Annotated in this window: 24 protein-coding genes; 10 read left to right on the top strand and 14 right to left on the bottom strand. The window is 33.7% G+C overall.

The features are described 5' to 3' along the window. Positions 1 to 51: 51 nt before the first annotated feature. The 3 genes from ACHRVZ_RS06445 (at position 52) to ACHRVZ_RS06435 (ending at position 3,979) form a co-directional block, all read left to right on the top strand. A complete protein-coding gene (locus tag ACHRVZ_RS06445) occupies positions 52 to 813 on the top strand; it encodes a sensor histidine kinase (RefSeq protein ID WP_395421396.1) in 762 nt (253 codons plus the stop codon). After that, entirely contained in the window at positions 776 to 1,495 is a 720-nt protein-coding gene (locus ACHRVZ_RS06440) for a LytR/AlgR family response regulator transcription factor (RefSeq protein ID WP_395421395.1), read from the top strand. Before ACHRVZ_RS06445 ends, ACHRVZ_RS06440 begins: the two co-directional genes overlap by 38 nt. 213 nt (positions 1,496 to 1,708) lie before the next feature. Continuing rightward, entirely contained in the window at positions 1,709 to 3,979 is a 2,271-nt protein-coding gene (locus ACHRVZ_RS06435) for a cation:proton antiporter (protein WP_395421393.1), read from the top strand. Positions 3,980 to 4,181: 202 nt separating this feature from the next. On the opposite strand, the gene ACHRVZ_RS06430 is transcribed toward ACHRVZ_RS06435, so the two are convergent. The 3 genes from ACHRVZ_RS06430 to pyrH all read right to left on the bottom strand — a co-directional run bounded on the left by ACHRVZ_RS06430 (position 4,182) and on the right by pyrH (position 8,250). Beyond that, positions 4,182 to 6,677, bottom strand: coding sequence for a DUF5686 family protein (locus ACHRVZ_RS06430; RefSeq protein ID WP_395421392.1), 2,496 nt, complete (start codon positions 6,675 to 6,677; stop codon positions 4,182 to 4,184). A 120-nt stretch (positions 6,678 to 6,797) separates the two neighbouring features. Further along, positions 6,798 to 7,361 (bottom strand): ribosome recycling factor, encoded by a 564-nt coding sequence (frr, locus tag ACHRVZ_RS06425; protein WP_395421391.1) that lies wholly within the window; start codon positions 7,359 to 7,361, stop codon positions 6,798 to 6,800. A gap of 181 nt (positions 7,362 to 7,542) precedes the next feature. Continuing rightward, positions 7,543 to 8,250, bottom strand: coding sequence for a UMP kinase (gene pyrH / locus ACHRVZ_RS06420; RefSeq protein WP_041518488.1), 708 nt, complete (start codon positions 8,248 to 8,250; stop codon positions 7,543 to 7,545). Positions 8,251 to 8,443: 193 nt separating this feature from the next. Between pyrH and ACHRVZ_RS06415 the strand changes: the two genes are divergently transcribed. Beyond that, positions 8,444 to 9,061 carry a thioredoxin family protein gene (locus ACHRVZ_RS06415; RefSeq protein WP_395421390.1) on the top strand — a complete coding sequence of 206 codons (618 nt, stop codon included), beginning with the start codon at positions 8,444 to 8,446 and terminating at the stop codon, positions 9,059 to 9,061. A gap of 353 nt (positions 9,062 to 9,414) precedes the next feature. Here the strand turns inward: ACHRVZ_RS06415 and truB are convergent, their stop codons facing one another. The 4 genes from truB to ACHRVZ_RS06395 all read right to left on the bottom strand — a co-directional run bounded on the left by truB (position 9,415) and on the right by ACHRVZ_RS06395 (position 12,193). After that, positions 9,415 to 10,104: a tRNA pseudouridine(55) synthase TruB gene (gene truB, locus ACHRVZ_RS06410; RefSeq protein ID WP_395421389.1), complete on the bottom strand. Its 690-nt coding sequence runs from the start codon at positions 10,102 to 10,104 to the stop codon at positions 9,415 to 9,417. Beyond that, positions 10,104 to 10,901, bottom strand: a complete 798-nt coding sequence (locus tag ACHRVZ_RS06405; RefSeq protein ID WP_395421388.1) for an undecaprenyl-diphosphate phosphatase — start codon at positions 10,899 to 10,901, stop codon at positions 10,104 to 10,106. Before ACHRVZ_RS06405 ends, truB begins: the two co-directional genes overlap by 1 nt. 100 nt (positions 10,902 to 11,001) lie before the next feature. Further along, positions 11,002 to 11,247: a DUF3098 domain-containing protein gene (locus ACHRVZ_RS06400; RefSeq protein WP_395421387.1), complete on the bottom strand. Its 246-nt coding sequence runs from the start codon at positions 11,245 to 11,247 to the stop codon at positions 11,002 to 11,004. Positions 11,248 to 11,317: 70 nt separating this feature from the next. Continuing rightward, positions 11,318 to 12,193 (bottom strand): cell division protein FtsX, encoded by an 876-nt coding sequence (locus ACHRVZ_RS06395; RefSeq protein ID WP_395421386.1) that lies wholly within the window; start codon positions 12,191 to 12,193, stop codon positions 11,318 to 11,320. A 216-nt stretch (positions 12,194 to 12,409) separates the two neighbouring features. Between ACHRVZ_RS06395 and leuS the strand changes: the two genes are divergently transcribed. Continuing rightward, positions 12,410 to 15,277 (top strand): leucine--tRNA ligase, encoded by a 2,868-nt coding sequence (leuS, locus tag ACHRVZ_RS06390; protein WP_395421385.1) that lies wholly within the window; start codon positions 12,410 to 12,412, stop codon positions 15,275 to 15,277. 214 nt (positions 15,278 to 15,491) lie between these two features. Beyond that, positions 15,492 to 16,181 carry a zinc metallopeptidase gene (locus ACHRVZ_RS06385; protein WP_395421384.1) on the top strand — a complete coding sequence of 230 codons (690 nt, stop codon included), beginning with the start codon at positions 15,492 to 15,494 and terminating at the stop codon, positions 16,179 to 16,181. A 145-nt stretch (positions 16,182 to 16,326) separates the two neighbouring features. Here ACHRVZ_RS06385 and ACHRVZ_RS06380 read toward each other — a convergent pair whose 3' ends face one another. The 3 genes from ACHRVZ_RS06380 to ACHRVZ_RS06370 form a co-directional block, all read right to left on the bottom strand. After that, positions 16,327 to 16,797, bottom strand: coding sequence for an Lrp/AsnC family transcriptional regulator (locus ACHRVZ_RS06380; protein ID WP_041518480.1), 471 nt, complete (start codon positions 16,795 to 16,797; stop codon positions 16,327 to 16,329). A 256-nt stretch (positions 16,798 to 17,053) separates the two neighbouring features. Further along, positions 17,054 to 17,803, bottom strand: a complete 750-nt coding sequence (locus ACHRVZ_RS06375) for a uroporphyrinogen-III synthase (RefSeq protein WP_173965978.1) — start codon at positions 17,801 to 17,803, stop codon at positions 17,054 to 17,056. 14 nt (positions 17,804 to 17,817) lie between these two features. Continuing rightward, complete coding sequence (locus ACHRVZ_RS06370) at positions 17,818 to 18,486, bottom strand: DUF4271 domain-containing protein (RefSeq protein ID WP_395421382.1); 669 nt, start codon at positions 18,484 to 18,486, stop codon at positions 17,818 to 17,820. A 105-nt stretch (positions 18,487 to 18,591) separates the two neighbouring features. Here ACHRVZ_RS06370 and ACHRVZ_RS06365 point away from each other — a divergent pair, with 105 nt between their 5' ends. Genes ACHRVZ_RS06365 through ACHRVZ_RS06355 form a run of 3 tightly spaced genes read left to right on the top strand, consistent with a single transcriptional unit; the run spans position 18,592 to position 21,151 of the window. Beyond that, entirely contained in the window at positions 18,592 to 19,317 is a 726-nt protein-coding gene (locus ACHRVZ_RS06365; protein ID WP_395422496.1) for a polyprenol monophosphomannose synthase, read from the top strand. A 10-nt stretch (positions 19,318 to 19,327) separates the two neighbouring features. Next, a complete protein-coding gene (locus ACHRVZ_RS06360; RefSeq protein WP_395421381.1) occupies positions 19,328 to 20,668 on the top strand; it encodes a dihydroorotase in 1,341 nt (446 codons plus the stop codon). Between the two features lie 9 nt (positions 20,669 to 20,677). Further along, positions 20,678 to 21,151: a DUF4296 domain-containing protein gene (locus tag ACHRVZ_RS06355; RefSeq protein ID WP_395421380.1), complete on the top strand. Its 474-nt coding sequence runs from the start codon at positions 20,678 to 20,680 to the stop codon at positions 21,149 to 21,151. Positions 21,152 to 21,153: 2 nt separating this feature from the next. Here ACHRVZ_RS06355 and ACHRVZ_RS06350 read toward each other — a convergent pair whose 3' ends face one another. Next, positions 21,154 to 22,155: an NAD-dependent epimerase/dehydratase family protein gene (locus tag ACHRVZ_RS06350; protein WP_395421379.1), complete on the bottom strand. Its 1,002-nt coding sequence runs from the start codon at positions 22,153 to 22,155 to the stop codon at positions 21,154 to 21,156. A gap of 185 nt (positions 22,156 to 22,340) precedes the next feature. Between ACHRVZ_RS06350 and tyrS the strand changes: the two genes are divergently transcribed. Further along, on the top strand, positions 22,341 to 23,636 hold the full coding sequence (gene tyrS / locus ACHRVZ_RS06345) for a tyrosine--tRNA ligase (protein ID WP_395421378.1): 1,296 nt from the start codon (positions 22,341 to 22,343) through the stop codon (positions 23,634 to 23,636). A gap of 56 nt (positions 23,637 to 23,692) precedes the next feature. On the opposite strand, the gene ACHRVZ_RS06340 is transcribed toward tyrS, so the two are convergent. From ACHRVZ_RS06340 to ACHRVZ_RS06330, 3 genes are all read right to left on the bottom strand, one after another. Next, positions 23,693 to 24,673, bottom strand: coding sequence for an acyl transferase (locus ACHRVZ_RS06340; protein WP_395421377.1), 981 nt, complete (start codon positions 24,671 to 24,673; stop codon positions 23,693 to 23,695). A gap of 153 nt (positions 24,674 to 24,826) precedes the next feature. After that, positions 24,827 to 25,165: a T9SS type A sorting domain-containing protein gene (locus ACHRVZ_RS06335; protein WP_395421376.1), complete on the bottom strand. Its 339-nt coding sequence runs from the start codon at positions 25,163 to 25,165 to the stop codon at positions 24,827 to 24,829. Between the two features lie 107 nt (positions 25,166 to 25,272). Next, positions 25,273 to 26,685, bottom strand: coding sequence for a hypothetical protein (locus tag ACHRVZ_RS06330; RefSeq protein WP_395421375.1), 1,413 nt, complete (start codon positions 26,683 to 26,685; stop codon positions 25,273 to 25,275). Between the last annotated feature and the right edge of the window lie 117 nt (positions 26,686 to 26,802).

The raw sequence follows: 26,802 nt of genomic DNA, 5'->3' as shown, positions 1-26,802 counted from the left end.
TTTTTTAATCTTTAAAATCTGTGGCAAAAAATAACTTTAATCATTCGGAATATGCAAGAAAACAACACCATCACTTTTATCTTTTTGGCAATTTTATTACTGCTTATTGTTATCATTTGCTTTATGATTTATCAGCTAATGCAGGCAAGAAAAGCAAAAGATGATGCTGAAAAAAGTTTTTATGCACTCGAAATGAAAGTGAATGATTTGCAGTTAGAGACTTTAGAATCAAAGTTGAATCCGCATTTGTTTAAGAATATTCTAAATTCGATTCAGTCGCATGCGTATCAAACCTATTTTGCTTTAGATAAATTAGCCAACGTTTTGGATTATATTCTTTACGAAAGCAAAAAGAAATTCGTCACAGCCAAAGAAGAAATTGATTTTGCGATGAATTTAATCGAAATCAACAAAATCAAAATCAGTCCGCTTTTCGAATTAAAGATAAAAACCAATATCAATAAAGAAGACAAATTATACGATCAGCCTTTATTGGCGCCGTTAATTTCGATCGATTTAATCGAAAATGCCTTTAAACACGCTGATTTGCAAAGTGCCGATGCTTTTATTTCGGTCGTTTTTGAGTTTAGAGACAATGCTTTTTTTATGACAGTTTCGAATAAAATATCAGATAAAAAGGTATTGAAAAAAGAACGAAGCGGTTTTGGTCACGCGACTTTAGAACATCGTTTGAGAATCATTTATAAGAATAATTTCAAACTCGATCGATTCATAGAAAATGATGTTTATATTGCCCATCTAAAAATAGATCTACTTGAATACAAAACTGAAATGCTTGCTTCTGGACGATGAGTTGCCTGGATTAATGTACTTAAAAATGCTTTGCGAACAAATTGACGAAGTAGAAATTGTAAAGACATTTAATAATCCTGAAAAACTCCTTGCCGATATTCCGAATCTCGAGTTTGATTTATTAATTTCAGATATCGAAATGCCTGGAATCGACGGTTTGCATTTGGCAGAAATGCTGGAGAATAAATTGGTAATTTTTTGCACTGCTTATAAAGAATATGCTGCAGACGCTTTTAATATTGATGCTGTAGATTATATTACAAAACCTGTAAAACTGGAACGTTTACAAAAAGCGATCTCAAAAGCTTTTGAACGTTTCCATAAACCGGACGCAGCTAAAAAATTCATTCAGTTAAATACAGATAAAGGAAAAACTTTATTGTATTTCAATCAAATTCAATACATAAAAACCGCGATTAGCGATAGTCGTGATAAAACAGTTTTACTTTCAGACGGAAGTCTTTTGAATTTGAAAAACGTTAAATTCGATACGCTTTTAAATGAATTACCTGAAGCTGATTTTTGCCGTGTCAATAAAAAAGAAATTGTAGCCGTAAAAGCCATTAAGTTTTTTAATCATAACGAAATTGTTTTGCATCATTTAGAAGAAAACAATAAAAATGCAAGCTTAATCTTGAGCGAAACCTATCGTTCTGACTTTCTAAAAAAGGTTAAATTATAGATTTTAAAATAAGTTGACATATGTCATCCTGAGCGAACTCGAAGCCCTTTTTGTATAATAAAGCCTTCGAGTTTGCTCAGGATGACAATCTTTTTCATAACTTATTACAAAGTTTTTCCGACTTGTTACATACATTAAAAATTAGACGTAAATTTACTCTTCCACTTCGTTTTCAGTTCTGATATTTGCAGCAATAAATCAAAAAAATGAGTTATGAATAACATTAAAAACTCCTTATTTTATGTTACTGTTATTGGCGGTTTCACTGCTTTAATATATTGGGTAATCTCAAAAGGTGCATCACTCGAAGTGGGGCGTGGAATTATTAAGAAAAAAATTGAAAGTAATCATTGGAATGATTTTCTTCACTCAATGGTTGAAAATTTACAACATCCCTTAGCTATTTTATTGGCGCAAATTGTAACTATTATCTTGGTAGCACGTTTGTTTGGATGGGTTTTTAGAAAAATAGGACAGCCATCTGTAATTGGAGAAATGATTGCAGGTATTGTTTTAGGACCCTCTTTGGTTGGTATGTATTTTCCTGAATTCTCCGCCGCTTTGTTTCCAAAAGAATCTTTAGGAAACCTTCAGTTTTTAAGTCAAATTGGTTTGATTCTTTTCATGTTCGTTATCGGTATGGAATTGGATCTGAAAGTATTAAAAAATAAAGCGCATGATGCTGTTGTTATTAGTCATGCAAGTATCGTTATCCCTTTTGCCCTGGGTCTGTCATTAGCTTATTTTATCTATCATACTTTTGCACCGGTTGGCGTAGAATTTGCATCTTTTGGTTTATTCATGGGAATTGCGATGAGTATAACAGCTTTCCCGGTTCTGGCCAGAATTGTGCAGGAACGTGGAATGCAAAAAACAAAACTCGGAACTATTGCCATTACTTGCGCCGCTGCAGATGATATTACCGCTTGGTGTATCTTGGCTGTTGTAATTGCAATTGTAAAAGCAGGTTCGTTTACAAGTTCATTGTACGTGATTGGTTTGGCCATTTTATACGTAATTGTGATGCTGAAAATTGTTCGCCCGTTCTTAAAACGAGTTGGAGATTTAAATTCAACACGAGAAAGTTTGAACAAACCTGTTGTTGCCATTTTCTTCCTTACGCTTTTGTTTTCTGCTTATGCAGCTGAATTAATTGGAATTCATGCTTTATTTGGTGCGTTTTTAGCCGGAGCAATCATGCCGGAAAACAATAAATTCAGAAATATCTTTATCGAAAAAGTCGAAGATGTAGCGATTATTGTCTTATTGCCTTTGTTCTTTGTTTTTACTGGTTTACGTACTCAAATTGGTCTTTTAAATGATCCTTATTTATGGAAAATTACAGGATTAATTATTGCTGTTGCAGTTGCAGGTAAATTTTTAGGAAGTGCGTTTGCAGCAAAATTTGTTGGACAAAGCTGGAAAGACAGTCTTGCAATTGGAGCACTTATGAATACTCGTGGTTTGATGGAACTGGTGGTTTTAAATATTGGTTATGACTTAGGTGTTTTGTCTACAGAGATTTTTACCATGATGGTAATTATGGCTTTGGTAACCACTTTTATGACTGGTCCCGCACTAGATTTTATTGGTTTTATTTTTAAAGATAAAGCAACCGTAGTTCCGCAGGAAATTGGAAATAAAAGCAAATACAAAATATTACTTTCTTTCGCGACTCCTGAAAGAGGGAAGAAATTATTGAAAATTGCCAATAGTTTAGTAAAAAAACAAGCTGATAATTCGATAGTAACCGCGATGCATTTGTCATTGAGTACCGAAATACATTCGTTTGATGTAAAAGATCACGAGCGTAAAATGTTGGTGCCGGTTATTGAAGAATCAGAAAGATTGAACCAAAATATGGTCAGCGTTTTTAAAGTTACAAACGATATTGATACCGATATTATTGATACCGCAAATCAGGGTGAATATGACTTATTGTTAGTTGGATTGGGACAATCTATTTTTGAAGGAACTTTACTCGGAAAAATTCTTGGTTTCACTACCCGAATTGTAAATCCGGATCGTTTGATCGATAAATTTACCGGAAAAGAAGGTTTGTTCGAAAATTCTCCTTTTGACGAAAGAACGCGACATATTATTGCAAAAAGTAAAATGCCAGTCGGAATTTTTATTGATAAAGATTTAGAAGAAGTCAATCAGGTTTTTATACCAATTTTTAGTAAAGAAGACGCTTTCCTGATTGAATATGCTAAAAAATTGATCAACAATAATGGTTCGCAAATTACTGTTCTGGATGCGAGCGGTGAAGTAAAAAGTACACGCGATATTCAGGAAACGATTCGGTCAATTGAACAAATTGCACCAAATCATATTATGATTATGCACGACAGAACAATTAAAAAGGAGTTTTTGGAAAACCAAAATATGATGATTATTAGTTTAGACAGTTGGAAAAAGCTAATCGAATCTCAAAGCACATGGTTGAACAATACACCATCTGTTTTGATTTTGAAACCATAAGTTTCTAGAAATTACAATTTAGAAATCTCAAATCCCAATTTTTACTGATTGGAGTTTGGGATTTTTTGCGTTTTCTTGTCATTTCGACGAAGGAGAAATCATATTAGAAAAGCCACAATCAAAATCGCTAATCTTTGTCGGGCCGCTTATGGAGATTTCTCCTTCGTCGAAATGACATACTTTGTAAAAAAGAGAATTTATATTACAATCCCAAATCCAACACGTAAGAAATCTTAACTGCTATATTATTTTCAAATTTCAATAATTGATTAGGGCCATAACGATAGAATCCGCCTAAACCAAAACCTTTGTAGATTTTGTTCAATTCGATTCCGGATTCAAAGAAACCTTTGTCAAGAGTTTTGTACGCTGGGCCAACATGTTGTTCCGGATTTTCCATGTTTCCCCACGCCATTCTTGTAACAAGAACAAGAGATGGGCGAACTTTTTTAAGTATTTTAATTCGGTCGAAACCGTGTTTGATCTGGAAAAAGATATATTGACTCGAGAAAAACTCGTTAAAGAACATCGTTTCAAAACTGTTTCTTCCTGCAAAAGTAATACGCTGAACAACCGTTTCTTTAGTTAAATTGTTAGGCATTGTATTGTATAGATGCGTAAGCGGTACGTCGCCCATAGCATAACCTCCTTGTAAAAGTAAACTTGTTTTTTGACCGTTTAAATATTTCTTTTCGTACTCTGTTTTAAAATCTATTTTTCCAAAAGTAAAATCATTTTCTAAAACATTCGGAAGCGATTGCGTGTACTGAAACGTAAATCGAGGGAATTGTTTGTCAGTTTCGTTTCTGCCTGTAGGCGTTTGCATAAAATCGCTAAAAGGTGCCCAAACAATAGAAACCATTGCTGTTGTCATTACATAATTGGAGTACAATTGTCCGTTATAATTAAAAAGATAATCAAATTCCGGTTGTACATACGTTCGTGCCAGTTCGAGAACAGCCTCAGTTTTAGGAATAATTTTAGTCTGGACATTCGCTTTCCAGCTAATGTATTTGTAAAAAGTACTAATATTGATTGGACGCGGATCATAAATTTTAAAAACACGTTTGTCAACAGCAAAAACAGTACTCGCAATCTCACGAACATCATCTGTATAATATCCGTTGATCCATGTATTGGTGTTTTTATCCAGTAAAACCCCGGTTCCTAAGCTGTATTTGACTTCGCCATCTTTTGTCCCGTAAGCGGAATATCCTTCAATTCTAAAATTCTTGGAAAATTTATCATTTGTAATACCGCCAAGACCTAAACGAAAACCTTCGTAATTATTGAAACTAATGATTTTCTTCAAATCCAAATCAACAGGACCAATAGGGAAGTAGCCATTGATGATTTTTCGGCCAAGGCCCAAGCGATTTTCAATTCTTTTCTTAATGGAAATACTATCCAGTAATTGATAGGTTTTTTGGCTTTTTAGATCAAGACTTTCTTTTCTGTACTGATTCCAGAATTCTTCTGGTTTTTTGCTGGCATCGTCTTTAATTTCGATATAAAGAGCAGGGTTTTTTATTGGCTCCTTTGTATTGTAATGAATGTCAAAATTATTGCTTTCAGAAAGTAAATAAGTGAAATCTGAAGCCGATTTTTTCCTCGGTTCAAAATTGTCTTCAACATCTCCGTCAAACTGAATGGTTCCGCCTAAGATCTTTATATCATCGTCGTTTTTTCCTTTTACAATTCTAAATGTTGTATTGCTCTGAAACCATATTTTCTCGCTCGGGACATATTCAAATTCATGAATTCCGCTAATATCCAAAACGCCTTTAATGCGCATAACGGCTTTTGCAACTGCAAAGTTTTCCTGGTCAATGTATAAGACGCCTTCAAGTCCTGATGATTTTCTTTTTTGCTTATTTTTAAAGTAAATCATATAAGTGTCACGGCCTTTTATGTTTACAGTATCCAATAATTTGTAATTGTAACTTGCCGGAGCGCCATTCGAAATTGGATTTTCATATTTAGTTTCGAACAGCTCATATTTAGCACCATAAATAGAAATCGATTGGAGATTAAATGCAATGACTTCGTAAATTGGCTGTTTAAAACCGGCCATTTTAGTACCTAGAATTGTTTCTTTAAGTTTGTTGTTGCCAAACTGATACTGCGAAATTTTTTCAGTTTGAAACAAATGTTGTTTGCTGATTATCTCTTTGAATTTATAATCGGATGAATCAATATTGATTCTTTTTTTGTCAAAATCTTTATAAGCTGCTGATGAATCAATTCTTCCGTCAATAGAATCTGGATTAGCAGTAACAATCAGTTTATTATAGCTTTTGTATTGAAAGCTATTTAGTTTTTTCTGCGGATTGTTTTTGTCTTTGTTGGCAATTACTTTTCGAATAATTGTTAAAGCCGGATTCTCATTAGAAACAATAACTTCCTTTAAATCATCTGTTTTTAGTGAAAGCGAAACAGAGTAGAATTTTTTTTGATCAAGTATTTCAATTGTTTTAGTTTGAAAACCAATATAAGAAACTAAAAAATGATTTGCTTTTACCGAAGAGTTTAGTGTAAATTTTCCGTCAACATCAGTAATTGTATTATTATTGTCAGAAGTTGTAATGGTAGCAAAAGGAAGCGGTTTGTTGTTTGAATCGGTTACAATTCCGTTTATTTGAAATTGCGCTTGAATAGTAAGCGTGAAAAACAAAGTCAACAGACAGAATAGCTTCATAGAGAGAATTATAGTTTCAAAAACGTAAACAAAATGATTTTGGTATGCAAAAATAAGAATAAAAAAATCCGTCTAGTACAATTTAACTAAACGGATTTTTTATTTTATAAAAACTTAGAATTACACCTTCATGATTTCGGCTTCTTTTGCAGCCAATAATTCATCAATTTTTTTGATGTAAGCATTTGTTAAGTTTTGAACTTGTTCTTCTGCAGATTTGCAAATGTCTTCAGAAGTACCTTCTTTTTCTAATTTTTTGATATCGGTATTAGCGTCTTTACGTACGTTACGAATACCAATTTTCGCATCTTCTGCTTCAGATTTTGCTTGTTTTGCCAATTCTCTACGACGATCTTCTGTCAAAGGCGGAACGCTGATAATAATAACATCACCGTTGTTCATTGGGTTAAAACCGATATTAGCAACCATAATTGCTTTTTCGATAACTTGTAACATGTTTTTTTCGAAAGGCTGCAATGTGATTGTTCTTGCATCCGGAACGCTTATTTTTGCTACTTGCGAAAGCGGTGTTGCTGATCCGTAGTAATCTACAAAAACACTTCCTAGCATTGCCGGAGAAGCTTTTCCTGCACGAATGTTAAGAAATTCTTTCTCTAAATGCGCAATCGAACCATTCATTGATTCTTCCGTACTATCTAATATAAATTCTATTTCTTCCGTCATTTTTTTTAGATTTTTTGTCCGATCCCGAAACTTCGGGACAGGATAGTTGATTGATTTTTAGATTTCTAAAAATTGATTCATCTAATTTACTAACTAATATGGTTTTTTTATTTTTTTTGAATCCTACTTTTGGTAATTATTGAATTTTTAGAAAACTATAATAACTCAAAAGTCAAATAATCTAGATACTTACTACAGTTCCTATGTTTTCGCCTTCGCAGATTTTTAATAAATTTCCAATTTTGTTCATATCAAAAACAAGAATTGGTAATTTATTTTCCTGACTTAAAGTGAAAGCAGTTGTATCCATTACATTTAATCCCTTTTTGATTACATCATCAAAAGAAATAAAATCAAATTTTACTGCCGAAGCATTTTTCTCAGGATCAGAATCGTAAACTCCGTCAACGCGAGTTCCTTTTAAGATAACATCAGCATTGATTTCAATTCCTCTCAAAACAGCTGCAGTATCAGTTGTAAAATATGGATTTCCGGTACCGGCACCAAAAATTACAATTCTTCCTTTTTCAAGATGACGATCTGCTCTTCTTTTGATATATGGTTCTGCAATAGATTCCATTTTCAAAGCAGTTTGCAAACGTGTTTTCATTCCTTTGTCTTCAAGTGCGCCTTGCAATGCCATACCGTTAATCACGGTTGCAAGCATTCCCATATAATCGCCTTGTACTCTATCCATACCCGCGCTTGCACCAGCAACGCCTCTAAAAATATTTCCTCCTCCAATAACAATAGCAATTTCTACTCCTTTACTGTGAATTTGCTTAATTTCTTCGGCATATTCAGCTAATCTTTTTGGGTCGATTCCGTATTGTAAATCACCCATTAATGCCTCGCCGCTAAGTTTTAGAAGAATTCTTTTATATTTCATGTGTGTGTTGCGTTAATTTGTGCAAATATAGACATATTCTTATTTTTAAAAATAATGTTTGCAAAAAATTAATTGCTCTTTGTGTATTTAAGTTTATAAAGACTTTTATGACTTATTTAAGTTGAATATGATAAAAGTCATTATTGCGTCTTTCTAAAATTCGTATTTTTATGGTATTCAAAACAAAACAAGTATGAAAAGCACTGTAGCCAAAGCATTATTTCACAGTTATTCGTATGCCGAATATCGAAAAATAGTTGCCGATTTATTGTTAGAAGGAAAGTCAACAGGTAACGAACAATCTGAAAGTTTGGTAAATTACACCCGTTTGAACGAGGCACGAATGAATCGCCTTGAAAAAACCATCAAAATTTCTGAAGATGTGATTTCGAAACTGCAAAACTTAGACAACCATTATATCTGGTTAGTGATTTCTGAAGGTTGGTGTGGCGATGCGGCTCAAATACTTCCAATAATTAATAAAATGGCAGTTGAGTCAGATAAAAAGATTGATCTTCGAATTGTTCTAAGAGATCAAAATGAGGAATTAATGAATCAATATTTGACCAATGGCGGAAAAGCAATACCAAAAGTAATTGTGATTTGTAAAGAAGCCGGAATTGTTCGTGCCGATTGGGGACCAAGACCAAAAGGAGCTACCGAATTGATGGATAATTATAAAAAAGAATTTGGTGTAATTGATGATAAGATCAAGACTGATTTGCAATTATGGTATTTGGCAGATAAAGGAATTTCGGTTCAGGAAGAACTCATGCAAATTATGGATAATATAAAGTACAACAGACTTTAACTCTTCAAAGTCGTTTAGATTACTTTGTATTTGTAATCTATTGAAAATAAATAGTATACAGTTTTAAAATGTATTAAAAAATTTGTATATTAGTGGTGTAATCCCACTTCTATTATTTACTTTTTGATTTACTCTTTTTATTGGTGTTTATTTAATGTTTAACAATTAAAAAATACACTATTATGAAAAAGTTGTTCGAAAGGTTTTATGATTTTTTTTCTGGTTTATTGTTTGGAGGAAAAAATGTACCTCATTATTAACTCACAAGGATAAATTATGGAATAGCACTACTTTAATTTAGAAGTTGGCACATTACTATTGTTTTAATGTAATGTGCTTTTTCATTTATTATCTTACTTCAGGCTGTTTTCAAATAAAGTAATGTCAATTGCATTTTTTACATCATAATCACCAATTTTAGTTCGGCGTAAAACAGTTAAATGTGATCCTGAATTCATTGCTTTTCCAAAGTCAAAGGCTAATGAACGAATATAAGTTCCTTTGCTGCAAACTACTCTAAAATCGATTTCAGGCAAAGCAATTCTTGTAATTTCAAATTCGTGAATTGTAGTTTTTCTACTTGCGATTTCTACTGTTTCTCCAGCGCGTGCGTGCTCGTATAAACGAACTCCATCTTTTTTAATAGCAGAGAAGATAGGTGGTTTTTGGTCGATTTCGCCTAGAAATTGTTTTACAGTCTCATGAATCAAAGCTTCGTCGATATGAGAAGTAGGAAAAGTTTCGTCTATTTCTGTTTCTAAATCGTACGACGGAGTAGTGGCTCCAATATAAAATGTCCCTGTATATTCTTTTGCCTGACCTTGTAACTCAGAAATTCGTTTGGTGAACTTTCCGGTACAAATCAATAATAAACCAGTCGCTAAAGGGTCTAAAGTTCCGGCATGACCAATTTTGAACTTTTTAGGAAGTCCAACTTTGTTTATTAAAAGATATTTTAATTTATTGACAGCTTGAAACGAACTCCATTTTAAAGGTTTGTCAATCAATAAAACTTGTCCGTTTAGGTATTCTTCAGGTGTCATTATATAATTGTAAGAGGATGAATGAAAAAGTGAATCAATAATAAAATGATTCCGGCAATAATTCTGTAATAACCAAAAACTTTAAAGCCGTTTTTAGTTAAAAAACCAATAAAGGTTTTGATGGCTAAAAGTGCTACAATGAAAGCAACAACATTTCCAATAATTAATAAGTTGGTTTGATCTTGTGATAATTCAAAACCAGCTTTATAATAGTCATAGCATTTTTTTACTGTTGCGCCTAGCATCGTTGGAACTGCTAAGAAGAATGAAAATTCGGCCGCTGTTGTTCTACTTAGTTTCTGAGACATTCCTCCCACAATACTTGCTCCACTTCGTGAAACTCCAGGAATCATGGCTAAGCATTGAAATAGGCCAATTTTAAAAGCTTGTAAGTAAGTTATTTCTTGAGATGACTCCGCTGCATTTGGTTTGTTGAACCATTCGTCAACTTTCAGTAAAATTAATCCTCCAATTAAAAGTGAAATAGCTACTGTAACTGGATTTTCTAATAAACCGTCAATAAAATCGCTCAACAATAATCCTAAAACTACTGCCGGAATAAAAGCGACTAAAAGTTTAAAATAAAAATCAAGTGTTTGAAAAAAACGTTTAAAGTATAGAACTACTACCGAAAGTATTGCGCCAAGTTGAATTACGATTGTGAAAAGTTTGGTGAAATCATCATGAGCGATTCCAAAAAAAGAAGAGGCAATAATCATGTGGCCAGTTGAAGAAACAGGTAGAAATTCTGTAATACCTTCAATTATGGCAAGAACAATAGCTTGTAATGTATTCATTTATTAGATTGTTGTATTGTTAGGCTTTTTAGATTTTAGACCATTTGCAGCTTAATCTAATAGTCTTAAGGTCTAAGATGTCTAAAAAGTCTAAAAAAAACTATTTAGATTTTTTGAAGATTGAATAAATCGTGATTCCAAAACCAATTAAAACAGTCGTTGGAGCTAAACGAATACGTCTAAAACTAAAAACATCTTCATTAAAAACGTTAGGATCATTACTTCCTCCGCCAGACATTAAGATAAAGCCTAGTGCGATAACGCCAATTCCAATTAATAAAATTTTGTAGTTAATACCGTCAAAAAGGAATTCTTGTTTTTGTGGTTGGTCTGTATTGTTTTTCATTTTTGTTTATTTATCAGCCTGAACGAAGTCGAAGGCGTTTTTTTATAAATCTAAAGTCTAAAATTAATAATTAGTATAGATCGTCAGTTCTTAGGTTCAGGAAACGTTGTGTTGCAAAATGCGTGCTTACCCAAGTGATTAATACTCCTAATCCAAAAACGGCTAATAATACTAATCCAATAAGGGCTTTGTCTTCTAAAATGCCTAATCCTGGGAAATTGGTTTCAACATAAAACAAAAGTCCAATCAAAGCTACAATAGCCAGTCCTGCACCTAACATTCCTAGTTTTACACTTCGCATTACAAAAGGTTTACGAATAAACGATTTTGTTGCACCAACCATTTGCATCGTTTTAATAATAAAACGGTTTGAATGTATTGATAAACGCAAGGAACTATTGATTAATAACACAGCAATTATCGCAAGGAAACCACTGATAATCAAAATCCACATACTTACTTTTTTGATGTTGTCATTTACCAGGTTCACCAATTGTTTGTCGTAAACAATGTCTTCGATCATGGTGTTTTGACGCAAACTGCTTTCGATTTTAGAGATGCTGTCTCTTTCAACGTAATCAGCTTTTAAGTGAATGTCGTATGAGTTCAATAAAGGATTTTCTCCTAAAAAGGTCAAAAAGTCTTCTCCAATAATGTCAGTGTGTTCTTTTGCAGCTTTTTCTTTAGTAACGTATACATAAGATCTTGCAAAAGGAGCTCTTTTTAATTGGGTGTCGAATGCTTTTATTACACTATCATTAGCTTCATTTTTAAAGAAAACCGTCATGGCGATTTTTTCTTTAAAATCATTCGCCAGTTTTTTAGAATTGATAATGAATAATCCTAGTACTCCCAAAAGGAATAAAACCAGAAATACACTCAATACAACTGAAAAATAAGAAGAAATTAACCTGCGTTTTTGAAATTTATCAAAGTTAGAACTCATAGTTTGCTTAAATTATGTGGTAAAAATAATAAAGAATTTCTTTATTTGAAGTTAATAACGACCAAAGTTTTAACTTTCGTACAATAAATGTAAATTTGCAGACTTAATTTGGTGATAAAATCTTTGAACCTTTGTCACTTTGCAACTCTGAACCTTAAAAATGACTTGAGTAAGCGAAAGCATGACTCCATTAAAAAGAAAAAATATAAACAAGGAATGAAATACAATCCGAACGAAATCGAAGAAAAATGGCAAAAATATTGGGCTGAAAACCAAACTTTTGCAGCAAGTAATAATTCTGATAAACCTAAACATTATGTTTTAGATATGTTTCCTTATCCTTCAGGAGCAGGATTACACGTTGGGCATCCGCTGGGTTATATCGCTTCAGATGTGTATTCTCGTTTTAAGAGACATCAAGGTTTTAATGTTTTGCATCCAATGGGTTATGATAGTTTCGGCTTGCCTGCAGAGCAATATGCAATACAAACAGGACAGCGTCCGGAAGATACAACACGCGTAAATATTGACGGTGGAGTAGATAAAGAAGGGAAGCAAATTGCCGGTTATAGAAAACAATTAGATAAAATCGGGTTTTCATTTGATTGGAGTCGTGAAGTGCGTACTTCAAATCCTGATTATTACAAACATACACAATGGATTTTTATTCAATTGTTTAATTCTTGGTATTGCAAAAAACAAGGAAAAGCATTTGAGATTTCGGAGCTTGTAAAAGTTTTTGAAGGAGAAGGGAATAAATTGGTTGAAGCAGTTTGCGATGATAATGTTGCGATTTTTACTGCAGAAGAATGGAACTCGTATTCTGAAGATCAAAAAGAAAAAATCCTTTTGCAATACAGAATGACTTATTTGGCTGAAACTGAAGTGAACTGGTGTCCCGGTTTAGGAACTGTTTTAGCAAATGATGAGATTGTAAACGGAGTTTCTGAGCGTGGAGGATATCCTGTGATTCGTAAAAAAATGACGCAATGGAGTATGCGAATTTCTGCTTATGCAGAACGTTTACTTCAAGGTTTGAATGATATTGATTGGAGTGAATCTATAAAAGAATCTCAAAGAAACTGGATTGGAAAATCAGTTGGGGCGATGGTTTCTTTTCATGTAAAAAATCACGATGAAGTAATTGACGTTTTTACTACAAGACCTGATACTATTTTTGGAGTAACTTTTATGACTTTGGCGCCAGAACATGATTTGGTTGCTAAAATTACAACTCCGGAACAAAAAGCAGCTGTTGAAGCATATATTGAAAAAACCGCAAAACGTTCAGAGCGTGAGCGTATGGCCGATGTGAAAACTATTTCGGGTGTATTTACAGGAGCTTATGCTGAGCATCCTTTTACAAGAGAAGCAATTCCGGTTTGGATTGGGGATTATGTTTTAGCAGGTTACGGAACTGGTGCTGTAATGGCGGTTCCTTGCGGAGACGAAAGAGATTACGCTTTTGCGAATTTCTTTAAAGGAGCGCAAGGAATGCAGGAAATCAAAAATATTTTTGCAAATGTTGATATTTCTGAAGCAGCTTATGGTTCGAAAGACAATGTTGAAATTGCTAATTCTGATTTCTTAAACGGATTAAATTATAAAACAGCAACTCAGGCTGCGATTACAGCTTTAGAGAAAATAGGACAAGGAACCGGAAAAACAAATTACCGTTTGCGCGATGCCGTTTTCTCTCGTCAGCGTTATTGGGGAGAGCCTTTCCCGGTATATTATGTAAATGGTTTGCCAAAAATGATCGATGCACAGCATTTGCCAATCATTTTACCTGAAGTAGAAAAATATTTACCAACCGAAGAAGGTTTGCCTCCGTTAGGAAATGCAACAGTTTGGGCTTGGGATACGAGAAATAATAAAGTTGTCAATACAAATTTAGTAGATCATGCAACGATTTTTCCTTTAGAATTGAATACAATGCCAGGTTGGGCAGGAAGTTCATGGTATTGGATGCGTTATATGGACGCGCACAACGAAACCGAATTTGCAAGCAAAGAAGCTTTGGCATATTGGGAAAGTGTCGATTTGTATATTGGAGGAAGCGAGCATGCAACCGGACACTTACTGTATTCTCGTTTTTGGAATAAATTCCTTAAAGACAAAGGTTTTGCACCTACCGAAGAACCATTCAAAAAACTGATCAATCAGGGAATGATTTTGGGTACAACTGCCTACGTTTACCGACTTGAAGGTACAAACACTTTTGTGTCTAAAAATAAAATTGGAGATCAAAAAGTACAGCCAATTCGTGTTGATGTTCATTTCGTGAATTCTTCCGATGAATTGGATCTCGAAAAGTTTAAAAACTGGAGAGAAGATTTTAATACAGCAGAATTTATCTTAGACGAAAACGGGAAATACGTTGTTGGTCGTGAGGTTGAAAAGATGTCTAAATCATATTATAATGTAGTAACTCCAGATGATATTTGTAATGAATATGGAGCTGATACATTGCGTTTGTACGAAATGTTTTTAGGGCCGTTAGAGCAAGCTAAACCTTGGAATACTGCTGGTATTTCGGGAGTATTTGGTTTCTTGAAAAAATTATGGAGATTGTATTTTGATGAGCATAATGGTTTGATCGTGAACAACGATGAGCCAACAAAAGACAACTTGAAATCGTTGCATAAAACAATCAAAAAAGTAGCTGAAGATATCGAGAGTTTCTCTTTCAATACATCAGTTTCTCAATTTATGATTTGTGTGAATGAATTGTCAGCTCAAAATTGTCATTCAAGAGCAATCTTAGAGCCATTAGCAATTTTGGTTTCGCCTTATGCGCCTCATATAGCAGAAGAATTATGGTTACAATTAGGAAACACAACTTCTATAGCAACGGTTGCTTTTCCTGTTTTTGATGCGAAACATTTGATCGAAAGCAGTAAGGAATATCCAGTTTCTTTTAACGGGAAAATGCGTTTCACAATCGAATTGCCTTTGGATTTAACCGCAGCACAAATCGAAGAAATCATTATGAAAGATGAAAGAACCCAAAAACAATTAGATGGAAGAACTCCCAATAAAGTAATTATTGTTCCTGGAAAAATCATCAATTTGGTTGGTTAACCTAATAGAATTCCAATATTAAACATCCCAAATTCCAATCGTAAAATTGGAGTTTGGGATTTTTTTTGTTTCATATAAAATTGTTGCTGTGTTTTTTTAGCTGGTTTTGATGTAAAATTGTCTTTAAAGGTGACAAAATGACATTTTTTTAGTTTGGTTCAGAAATTGCGATTTGTTTTGTAACTTTAAAATTCAATCAAAAAAAACAAAAGATATGGGAAGTGGATATATAATTATTGCTGGACTAATCATGCTATTTAGCTGGATGGTTAGTGCTAAGCTGAAAAGTAAATTTGAATTGTACTCTAAATTGCAATTGAGAAACGGAATGAGTGGTGCTGAAATTGCAGAAAAAATGCTTGCCGATAATGGGATTACAGATGTTCGTGTGATTTCGACTCCAGGGCGATTAACGGATCATTATAATCCGGCAGATAAAACGGTTAACTTAAGTGAGGCTGTTTATAATCATCGTAATGCGGCGGCTGCAGCTGTAGCGGCGCATGAGTGTGGTCACGCTGTACAGCATGCGCTTGGGTACGAGTGGCTAATCATGCGTTCTAAACTAGTGCCAATTGTAAGCGTTGCATCAAATTTTATGCAATGGATTTTGTTAGCAGGAATCTTAATGATTCAGGTATTTCCTCAATTGTTGTTAATTGGAATAATACTTTTTGCAGTAACAACTTTATTCTCAATTATAACTTTGCCTGTAGAATATGATGCAAGTAATAGAGCTTTGGCTTGGTTAGAAAATAAACACATGTTAACACAACAAGAGCAGGCTGGAGCAAAAGATGCTTTAAAATGGGCTGCAAGAACTTATCTTGTAGCGGCTCTTGGGTCAATTGCAACGTTGTTGTACTATATCTCGATTTATTCAGGAAGTAGTAGGAGAGATTAATTTAATGAGATAATTAGTTAATGAGATAATTAGTCAATTAGATAATTTTGTACAAAACCCGACAGTTTTTTTTGAATCTGTCGGGTTTTTTTGTTTTAGAGAATTCACAAAATTATCTAATTATCAAATTGCCGCATTTTCTAATTTATAGTTGAATCTGTCTGTCAATTTGTTGATCTAGCGAAATAAAGGTTTCTGTTCTTGAAACGCCTTCAATAGCTTGGATTTTAGTGTTTAAAAGTTGCATTAAATGCTCGTTATCGCGACAGATGATTTTTATTAAAACCGACCAGTTTCCTGTTGTATAATGACATTCTAAAACTTCGGGGATTTTCTTTAGATCCTTTACGGCTTCAGAGTTTCGGGAAGCTTTGTCAAGATAAACTCCAATGAATGCCATTGTATTGTATCCTAAAACTTTTGGATTAACAGTAAATTTAGAGCCTGAAATAACGCCGGATTGCTCCAATTTCTTTAAGCGCTGATGAATTGCAGCTCCAGAGATGCCTATTTTATTTGCGATTTGTAAAATTGGTTTTCGGGCATCATCCATTAAGTAACGTAGGATTTCTTTATCGATACCGTCAATTTCAATTATTAGGGAGTTGATTTTCATTTGAGTTGTAATTTGAAACTAATTTTAGCTCATTGGGTTTTAGTTAGAAATCAAATGTACTGATAATGATGCTAAAAAGAAAATGCCAATTTTAAAAATTCCAAATTCCTAACTGTAGATAAAATCATCGTGAGATTTCTCAAAGTTTTAAAACTATGACAAAGATTGAGGAAGGATTTGATTTAAAAATAAAAATTCCAAATCTCAACCGTAAAGTTGGAATTTGGAATTTCTAAATTCTTATTTCTTAAAAGGATTATTTTCCTTTGTTAGCTTCGCTAATGTATTTTTCTAAAGCCATTGTCATCGAAGGAGTTTCAGGAGTTGGAGCAAGAATATCAATTCTTAAACCATGATCAAGAGCTTCTTTTTGAGTTGTGCTTCCGAAAACAGCAATTCGGGTATCGTTTTGTTTAAAATCAGGGAAGTTTTTAAACAATGATTTTATTCCGGTTGGACTGAAAAAAGCTAAAACATCATAATAAACATCAGCTAAATCAGATAAGTCACTCATTACGGTTTTGTAAAAAACAGCTTGAGCCCAGTCTACTTTTAGATTGTTTAAAGTAATTGGTGCGTCAGCATTTAATTGATCAGATGCTGGCAACAAGAATTTTTCGTCTTTGTATTTTTTGATAAGAGGAGATAAATCTGCAAAATCTTTTGCTCCCACGTAAATTTTACGCTTTCTGTACACTACATATTTTTGCAGGTAAAAAGCAACTGCTTCAGATTGACAAAAGTATTTCAATCCTTCAGGAACTTTATAACGCATTTCATCAGCTACTCTAAAAAAATGATCCACCGCATTACGGCTCGTCAAAATTATCGCAGTATAGTGATTAAGGTCGATTTTTTGTAATCGAATCTCTTTTGCATTAACCCCTTCCACATGAATAAATGGTCTGAAATCAATTTTTATTTTGTGTTTTTGTTGGAGCTCAAAGTAAGGAGAATTTTCCACTTTAGGTTCAGGCTGTGACACCAAAATTGTTTTCACTTTCATATTATAAACATTTACTAAGCCACCTCTTTTGTAATCCAATAATACATGAAATAATAAGGGGCTATTTCAAGAGCGCAAAGATATAAAATAAAATAAAATAACTTACTGATTATTGCATTTTGATACGTTTTTATTGAAATATAATACGAGTAGAGGCTTATACACAGCGAAATGCCTATAATTGCTAGGGGTATTATTTTTGGAATATTGTCATAATAAAACAAAACAGCATTAATAGGAAGGATTAAAACGCCAATATATGTTCTATAAGTTACTTTTTGTAAGTTAAAAAGATCTGCAAATTCATCAATATTAAAAGAAGTTGCTACAATTTTCTCAATTAAAAATTTTCCTAAAATAAAATAAAGCAAAAATGTAGCGATCTGAATAAATAGAACCCAGTCAGTTTTTGAAGCGTATCCAAAAATATGCATTGTCAATTGAATGAAAAAAGCATAAGAAACAATTTGGACAAAGAATAAACCAACAGTAAAACTGCTTTTTAGGTGGTTGTTGTCGCGATAAATTTTAGCGTATTTGTCTGAAAAAATTAGCTTGCTGAATTCGCTAAATCTAGTTTCGTAAGCTGATTTTGTCATAGCAACAACAGCAAAGGTCAACACAAATAAAAGCGTAGCCCAGTCTTTGTTTTCCAGAATTCGGGGATGAAGTTGTTCAATCATAGCGATGCAAAATTAGTAATTTTTTGTCTCAATACTTTTATTATATATTTATTATGAATCAAATGCTATAAAAAGTTTACTTTTGCGATGAAATTACTCAGAAAAATGAATGATTGTATTGTCATAATCCCCACTTATAACGAAATTGAAAATATAGAAAGTATAGTTAGAGCTGTACTTTCGCAACACAAACCTTTTCATCTTTTAATTATTGATGATAATTCGCCGGATCATACCGCAAATAAAGTGGTTGCGTTGCAGGAAGAATTTCCTGATAGGTTGTTTTTAGAAAAAAGAGCCAAAAAATCAGGTTTAGGAACTGCATATGTTCATGGTTTTAAATGGGCTTTGGAACGTAAATATGATTTCATTTTTGAAATGGATGCCGATTTTTCACATAACCCCAATGATCTTGAAAAACTATTTGATGCTTGCCATTTTGGTGGAGCAGATTTGGCTATTGGATCACGTTATGTAACTGGTGTAAATGTCGTAAACTGGCCTTTAAGTCGTGTTTTAATGTCTTATTTTGCATCAGTTTATGTAAAGTTTATTACCGGGATGAAAATTCATGATGCTACTGCAGGTTTTGTTTGTTATAAAAGAGAGGTTTTAGAAAAAATCAATCTTAACAAAATAAAATTTGTGGGTTACGCTTTTCAAATCGAAATGAAATACAGGACTTATTGCGCTAAATTTGAAATTAAAGAGGTTCCTATTATCTTTACAGATAGAACCAAAGGAGTTTCGAAAATGAGCAATGCGATTATTAAAGAAGCTATTCTTGGTGTGATTTCGCTCCGATTAAAAAAATTAGTCAATACATTATAAAGCCATGGCGATGAACAGGATTTTAATAAAGAATGCTAAAATAGTAAACGAAGGATCTATTTTTGAAGGTGATGTTTTGATTGAAAACGACTTAATTGTCGAAGTAGCAGACAGCATAAGTTTAAAAACATCTGATTGTAAAGTGATAGACGCTGAAGGAAGTTATTTAATTCCGGGTGCAATCGATGATCAGGTACATTTTAGAGAACCGGGATTAACACATAAAGGCGATATCGAGTCAGAATCCAGAGCTGCGGTTGCGGGAGGAATTACGTCTTTCATTGAACAGCCAAATACAGTTCCAAATGCTGTTACTCAAGAAATACTAGAAGATAAATATCAAATAGCAGGCGTAAAATCATTTGCGAATTATTCGTTTATGATGGGGGCAACCAATGATAATTTAGAAGAAGTTCTAAAAACAAACCCTAAGAATGTTGCGGGAATCAAAATTTTTCTAGGTTCATCAACCGGAAATATGTTGGTTGATAACGAAGCGACTTTAGAAAAAATATTCTCTAGTACGCCAATGTTAATTGCAGTTCACTGTGAAGATGAAGGTACAATTCAGGAAAATCTCGCTAAGTTTAAAGAAGAGTACGGTGACGATGTTCCGGTAACCGCGCATCATTTAATTCGTAGCGAAGAAGCGTGTTATTTGTCTTCTTCAAAAGCAGTAGCTTTAGCGAAAAAGACGGGCGCTCGTTTGCATATTTTTCATCTTTCGACAGCGAAAGAAATGGAATTGTTTACTAACAAAATTCCGTTAGAAGATAAAAAAATTACGGCTGAGGTTTGTGTGCATCACCTTTGGTTTACTGATGAAGATTACAAAACTAAAGGAAATTTCATTAAATGGAATCCTGCGGTAAAAACTGCAAATGATAGAAAAGTGCTTTGGGAAGCTTTGAATGATGGACGTATTGATGTAATTGCTACAGATCATGCACCACATACCAAAGAAGAGAAAATGCAGTCGTATTTAAAAGCGCCTTCTGGTGGGCCGCTTGTTCAGCATGCTGTTGTGGCAATGTTTGAAGCGCATCATCAAGGAAAAATCTCTGTAGAGAAAATTGTGGAGAAGATGTGTCATAATCCGGCAAAAATTTTCAAAATAGAAAAAAGAGGTTTTATTAAAGAAGGTTATTTTGCTGATTTAGTTATCGTGAATCCAAGTTTGCCATGGAGCGTGAAACCAGAGAATATTTTGGCGAAATGCGGATGGTCTCCTTTCGAAAATTATACTTTTAAATCAAGAATTACACATACTTTTGTAAACGGCCAAATGGTTTACAATAATTTTAAAGTAAAAGATATTCGCGCGGGAAAACGATTATTGTTTGATAGATAAAAAGCTGAAATGAAAAATTGGATATTTATAGTATTGGTTTTGTTTCTTTCTGTAAGTTGTAAAAAAGAGTTGGTCAAACAACCTGCAAAACTTATTGAGAAAGAGAAAATGATTGATATTATGTACGATCTTTCTCTTTTGGAAGCGATGAAGTATCAAAATCCGGTTTCGGTAGATTCTAGTGAAACCGATCCGACGAAGTTTATTTTGAAAAAATACAAAGTGGATAGTTTACAATTTGCGCAAAACAATATGTATTATGCTGCAGATTATGATAACTATAAAGATATGTTTGATCAAATTGGAAAACGATTGGCAGTAAAGCAGCGTGCAATCGATTCAATTGTAAAGATTGAGGAAAAGAAAGCTTTAAAAGTAAAAGTTAAAAAAGAAAAAGCGGTTAATAAAGACTCTCTTAAAACCGCTTTGAAGCAACAAGTTAATGTTGACTCAATTCGAAAAATAATACAGTCTAAAAGATAGTTCTATAATTTTGAAACATCTTTTATGTACTGATGCACATCTAAAAAAACCGTTCCCAGAGCGGTTTTTATTTTTTCATTAGAATACAAGTTTGTAGAGTAAGATGCTTTTGCAGTCGCTTTTGTAATGCTTCTTTTCTGAAAGAATATAGTAGAGAATAGTAAATCGGCAATCCAAAGAAAATTCATGAACAGTGGCTTTGCATGTATGCTTGGTCTTTTCACTTTTAGAGTATCAGCAATTGTGTTTAAAAGATCTCTAAAAACAATATTGTCAGCAATTAAGGTAAAACGTTCGTTTTTAATATCGCTCTTCATTAGTTCAAAAGCAATCTTTACGACATCGTTTATAGTAATAAAACCTGTACTTCCTAAGGTATAAAAAGAAAGTCCGTTGGCTACTCTTTGATAGATTTCGCCACTGCCTTGCTCGTGTTTTTTTGTTTTCGGAATTGGTCCCAGAATCACTCCTGGATTTATGATAATTACATCTAAGCCTTCTTGAAGTCCGCGCCAAACTTCCATTTCGGCACCATATTTAGAAATGGCATAATCGCTGTGTGGTTTTTCAGGATTCCAATCTGTCTCTTCGGTAATATAGGTTTCGTGCGGAGCCAAATCTCCTAATGCAGCAATAGAACTTATGAAGCAGAATTTCTTGATGCCTTTTGCGATGGAGAAATTGATCATATTGGCAGTTCCTTCAATATTTGTCTTTCGGAGCGCCTCCTCCTCTTTGGGATCGAATGAAATTAATGCAGCGCAATGATATACATATTCTATGTCGATAAAAGCACTTTCCAGAGAGGGAACATCGAGAATGTCGGCTTCAAGCCAATCGATTTTATCAAATAAATCAGCTTTTTTATACAATTCAAAAACCGATTTTGTTTTTTGGATATTAGTTTGATTTCGGTAAATAGCCCGAACGGTTTGTCCATTTTCAATTAAATGAAGTAATAAATGTGCGCCAACTAAACCTGTTCCTCCAGTTACTAATACCATTTTGTAAAGATAACTTTTTGTTGTAAAGTGGCAAAGAAGCAAAGGTTCAAAGTTGCAAAGGTTTTTTCTAACAGGTTCAAGTTTTAAAAGCGACAGATTTTTAAGGTATTGTTTTTTGTTAGTATTGTAATTGCTTTTTGATATTGCCATTGCCATTGATTATATTTGCACAAAATATTTTAAAAATGAAGAATCTAGTTGAAGAATTAAAGTGGCGCGGTTTGTACCATGATAGCATGCCAGGAACGGAAGAACAATTGCTAAAAGAGGTAACTGCGGCATATATAGGTTTTGATCCAACGGCAGATTCGCTGCATATTGGCAGCATGGTTCAGATTATTTTATTGGTTCATTTAAATAGAACCGGTCATAAAGCCATTGCTTTAGTAGGTGGTGCAACCGGTATGATTGGTGATCCATCTGGAAAGTCTGACGAAAGAAATTTGTTGAACGAAGAAACTTTGGCTAAAAACGTTGCAGGAATCAAAAGTGTTCTGTCTCGTTTCTTAGACTTTAATTCAAAAGAAGCAAATGCTCCAGTTATGGTAAATAACTATGATTGGATGAAAGAATTCTCGTTTATTGATTTTGCACGTGAAGTTGGAAAACGTATCACGGTAAATTATATGATGGCGAAGGATTCTGTAAAAAAGAGAATCAACGGTGAAGGTGAAGGAATGTCTTTCACAGAGTTTACCTACCAATTAATTCAAGGATACGATTTTTATCATTTATATAAAAACAATAACTGCCTTTTGCAAATGGGAGGTTCTGACCAATGGGGAAACATTACCACGGGTACAGAATTAGTCCGTAGAATGGGTGGTGAAAATGCTAAAGCGTATGCTTTGACAACGCCTTTGATTACAAAAGCAGACGGTTCTAAATTCGGGAAATCTGAAGGTGGAAATGTTTGGTTGGATGCTGATAAAACATCTGTGTATAAATTTTACCAATTTTGGGTAAATGCTACTGACGTTGATGCTGAAAAATATATTAAAATCTTTACTTTTTTAGATAAAGAAACCATTGACGCTTTGATCGAAGAGCATAAAGCTGCTCCGCATTTAAGAGTTTTACAGAAAAAGTTAGCTGAAGAAATTACCATTTTTGTACATTCTGAAGAAGAATTAGAAAAAGCAATTCAGGCTTCGAATATTTTATTTGGAAATTCTACAGCCGAAGATTTGAAAAAATTAGATGAAACTACTTTTTTAGAAGTTTTTGACGGTGTTCCTCAGGCTGAAATTGCAAAAGCGGACTTAGAAAACGGATTGGATATTGTAACTGTTTTAAACGAAAAATCAGGTTTCTTTAAATCTAACGGAGAAGCAAGACGTGCTTTAACAGCAAATTCAATTTCTGTAAACAGAGAAAAAATAAAAGAAGATTTTGTTTTAACGGCAAATGATTTAATCAATAATCAGTTTGTGTTATTACAAAGTGGAAAGAAGAATTATTTCGTGATAAGAGTGGTTTAACTGTTTAATCGTGTAATTGTTTAATCGAAATTACGGTTAAACGATTTGATTAAATGCTAAAGAACCATAAGGTTGCAACCACGAATATCAGAATTATCAAAACGTCCCAATACCTCGAAAGAGTTGTTGGGATATTTTTTGCCTAAATCTTGCGTCGCAATAAACGAGCATGAATTGATATTGGCCAAATCAATAACGTTGATTCCTCCAGTTTTTCCGTCTTTTACGTATGTAAGTGCATCTTCCGGATCACGAACCAGGATATTCATCCATGATGGACATTCGAAAATACCTTCGCCTAAAGAATATGCTTGACCTAAAAGTTCGGTCATTCCATATTCTGAATGGATAGCAGAAACTCCAAAGCCTTTGCAAAGCTGTTCGTGTAATTCCTCACGAATCATTTCTTTGCGTTTGCCTTTCATTCCACCAGTTTCCATAATAATGGTATTCTGAAGTTGAAATTGATGTTTTTCAATTAAATCTAGCAGAGCATATGTGACACCAATTAAAATGACATTTTGACCAGATTGATCTAATTCGGTTAGTTTTTTAATTAAGTCGTCGTGATTGTGTAAATAAAACCCACTTTCAGGTTGATTGGATAGTTTTATTAGGTCTTCGACCATATAAATAAGCGAAGACCCATCGCGTTCGAGATAAGATGGTAAAAGAGCTAAAACTACGTAATCTTCGATATTGCCGTAAAACTGAGAAAACCCACTGCGGTAACTTTCCTCATATAGGGAAACATCGGTCACTAAATGACGACTTGTAATCATTCCTGTTGTTCCGCTGCTGGTAAAAGTAACTTGTGCAGGGTTTGTATTTGAAACAACATTATGGCTCTTAAAAAATTGAATAGGTAAAAATGGAATTTGTTCTAAAGTTTTTACCTGTTGCGGATTTACTTTCAAAAAGTCACAGAAGTCGTGATATACCTGATTATTCTCGTGCTGAAAGCGAAACACTTTTAGTGCTATTTTTTCAAATTGTTTCTGACTCGGAATGGTAAATATATCGTTGGCTGTGATCAAAACTTTTTTTGTGTAAAGGTAAGTATAATTGTAAATAGTTTTTAGTCTCAGTCTCAGTTTTCAGTTGCAAAGTAAGCTGTGACTGAAAATTGAGACTGAAAATTGAGACTGAAAACTAAAAAAGCTCCCGGAAAGGAGCTTTTTTTGTGTGTTTTATCGAATGATAAGCTTTCGGGTTGCGGAAGCATTTTCTTCGCTTATTTTGATGATATAAACGCCAGGGACTAAATCTGAAACGTTTAATTCTCTTGATGTAATGTGTGTTTGTAATACTTTTTTACCTAAAACATCAAAAACGATGATTTCTTTCTCTAAATCATTTTTAGACGAAATATATACTTTTCCGCCAGTAACGGGATTAGGGTACAAGCTTAGACCCTCAATGGTAGTTGCCTCTTGAGGTTTTGGTAGTTGCTTACTATCTTGTGCCGAAACACTTATAGTAAAGAAAAATGCCAATAAGAATGTAATATAAAAGTAGTTTTTTGCCATCGCATGATTTTGATTACAGTAAATATACAAAAAAAATTACAAAAACTACGCCAAAAAAAAACATCCTAATATTTTAGGATGTTTTTAACATTTATTCTTTTTAATTTTTATTTAGTCAAATCAACACCATTTACTGTTGCCCAAGCACCACCAGTCAATGAAGCTCCTGTTGCAGTAGCGTCGATTACGAAGTTTCCAGCTGGGAATGCAACAACACCATCCCAAGGAGCAACTACTACACCTAAGATATCTTTAGAAGTATTAGTGATTTTAACTTTAGTAATTTTAATTTTACCACCGTTAACTTGATTTGTGTTTGTTGAAGCATCTTGAATTTTTACTGCTGCTCCAGTGTATACTTTTCCTGCTTCAGTATAATCTCCGTAACCATCTATGATAATGTTACTGAAATCACCATTTCCTTCATTTTTGAATTGGAATGCATCTACTTGTACATCTCCAGTAGCTTCTGGAGTAGTTCCAGCGATTCTTCTTAAAGTAATGTTTGTAACTTTAGGGAAATAAGCGTTATTGTTTTTAGAAGATTCGATTTCGATTCCGAAATTTCCTTTTGCATTTTGATGAGCGTACCAGTTTGAATTGGCTTGACCTTGCCATCCATCTTGCCAGTCAAATGAATCATCTGTATTGTCATAAGAGATTGCATTTGTTAAACTTGCAGTTCCTCCGTAAAATTCAAATCCGTCATCAGCACCTTTGTAAGATACTAAGTGATCTAAAGTTGTTCCTGATCCTACAGAGTAGAAAGAGAATCCGTTTAATTCTTTTGATCCGTCAGCTAGTTTAGAACCAGCGTACTCAACTCTTACATATTTTAATGAACCACCATTATGAGCAGCATTTGTTCCACCGTAAGGTAAAGCATTTCCATCTTCTGAAGTAGAAGTTTTTACACCGTTGATTGCATTGATTGGTGCATCACCATACATGATGATACCTCCCCAAGAACCTGCAATTTTAGATTTTTCAGTAAATACAACTGGTTTGTCAGCAGTACCATTGATTACTAATTTTCCACCGTTTAATACAACTAAAGCGTTGTCTCCAGTAGTTTTATCAACAGTAATAGTTGAACCAGCTTCGAAAGTTAAAGTTACACCTGCATTAATTTTTACCATACCTTTCATAGTGTAGTTTCCTAATACATAAGTTTTATCAGCTGTAATTGTACCAGTGATTTCTCCAGTTGCAACAGGTAAAGCAGTTACAGTTACAGTTCTTGTAACAGAAACAGATTGTACTGTATAAGTAATAACAGAAGTACCAACAGAAACCGCTGTGATAACTCCAGTTGCAGGCACAACAGTTGCAACAGTTGGGGTAGCACTTACATATGTACCGCCAGTAGTTGTACTGCTAAAAGTTGTAGTTCCTCCTACTACAATACTTTCGGTTCCTGTTAAAGGAGCTACAGTAAATGGAGCTGGATCATTGTCGCTACTACATGATGAAAATAATAAGCCAATAGAAAGGGCTAAAGCGAAAAATTTAGTTTTCATAGTTGTGTTTTAATAGTTTATTTCTTTGCAGACAAAAGTAGGGCGGTAATCCTTCTTGTGTGTTAGCTCAGTATTACAATACCGTTATTATAAAATCTCTTAAATGTGAATTTAATG

The organism is Flavobacterium sp. FlaQc-57 (assembly GCF_044007395.1).
Taxonomy (GTDB): Bacteria; Bacteroidota; Bacteroidia; order Flavobacteriales; family Flavobacteriaceae; genus Flavobacterium.
Note: the sequence above shows the minus strand (reverse complement) of the source record. Positions and strands in the feature narration are given on the sequence as shown.

Bases quoted from the DNA above. Each gene is read 5' to 3' on its own strand.
- ACHRVZ_RS06445 (WP_395421396.1), top strand. From the start codon at position 52: ATGCAAGAAAACAACACCATCACTTTTATCTTTTTGGCAATTTTATTA.
- ACHRVZ_RS06335 (WP_395421376.1), bottom strand. From the start codon at position 25,165: ATGGCAAAAAACTACTTTTATATTACATTCTTATTGGCATTTTTCTTT.
- truB (WP_395421389.1), bottom strand. From the start codon at position 10,104: ATGACACCTGAAGAATACCTAAACGGACAAGTTTTATTGATTGACAAA.
- ACHRVZ_RS06360 (WP_395421381.1), top strand. From the start codon at position 19,328: ATGAACAGGATTTTAATAAAGAATGCTAAAATAGTAAACGAAGGATCT.
- ACHRVZ_RS06375 (WP_173965978.1), bottom strand. From the start codon at position 17,803: ATGAAAGTGAAAACAATTTTGGTGTCACAGCCTGAACCTAAAGTGGAA.
- ACHRVZ_RS06365 (WP_395422496.1), top strand. From the start codon at position 18,592: ATGAATGATTGTATTGTCATAATCCCCACTTATAACGAAATTGAAAAT.
- pyrH (WP_041518488.1), bottom strand. From the start codon at position 8,250: ATGAAATATAAAAGAATTCTTCTAAAACTTAGCGGCGAGGCATTAATG.
- ACHRVZ_RS06400 (WP_395421387.1), bottom strand. From the start codon at position 11,247: ATGAAAAACAATACAGACCAACCACAAAAACAAGAATTCCTTTTTGAC.
- ACHRVZ_RS06380 (WP_041518480.1), bottom strand. From the start codon at position 16,797: ATGAAAATCAACTCCCTAATAATTGAAATTGACGGTATCGATAAAGAA.
- ACHRVZ_RS06415 (WP_395421390.1), top strand. From the start codon at position 8,444: ATGAAAAGCACTGTAGCCAAAGCATTATTTCACAGTTATTCGTATGCC.
- ACHRVZ_RS06385 (WP_395421384.1), top strand. From the start codon at position 15,492: ATGGGAAGTGGATATATAATTATTGCTGGACTAATCATGCTATTTAGC.
- ACHRVZ_RS06330 (WP_395421375.1), bottom strand. From the start codon at position 26,685: ATGAAAACTAAATTTTTCGCTTTAGCCCTTTCTATTGGCTTATTATTT.
- leuS (WP_395421385.1), top strand. From the start codon at position 12,410: ATGAAATACAATCCGAACGAAATCGAAGAAAAATGGCAAAAATATTGG.
- ACHRVZ_RS06350 (WP_395421379.1), bottom strand. From the start codon at position 22,155: ATGGTATTAGTAACTGGAGGAACAGGTTTAGTTGGCGCACATTTATTA.
- ACHRVZ_RS06395 (WP_395421386.1), bottom strand. From the start codon at position 12,193: ATGAGTTCTAACTTTGATAAATTTCAAAAACGCAGGTTAATTTCTTCT.
- ACHRVZ_RS06435 (WP_395421393.1), top strand. From the start codon at position 1,709: ATGAATAACATTAAAAACTCCTTATTTTATGTTACTGTTATTGGCGGT.
- tyrS (WP_395421378.1), top strand. From the start codon at position 22,341: ATGAAGAATCTAGTTGAAGAATTAAAGTGGCGCGGTTTGTACCATGAT.
- frr (WP_395421391.1), bottom strand. From the start codon at position 7,361: ATGACGGAAGAAATAGAATTTATATTAGATAGTACGGAAGAATCAATG.
- ACHRVZ_RS06430 (WP_395421392.1), bottom strand. From the start codon at position 6,677: ATGAAGCTATTCTGTCTGTTGACTTTGTTTTTCACGCTTACTATTCAA.
- ACHRVZ_RS06355 (WP_395421380.1), top strand. From the start codon at position 20,678: ATGAAAAATTGGATATTTATAGTATTGGTTTTGTTTCTTTCTGTAAGT.
- ACHRVZ_RS06370 (WP_395421382.1), bottom strand. From the start codon at position 18,486: ATGATTGAACAACTTCATCCCCGAATTCTGGAAAACAAAGACTGGGCT.
- ACHRVZ_RS06405 (WP_395421388.1), bottom strand. From the start codon at position 10,901: ATGAATACATTACAAGCTATTGTTCTTGCCATAATTGAAGGTATTACA.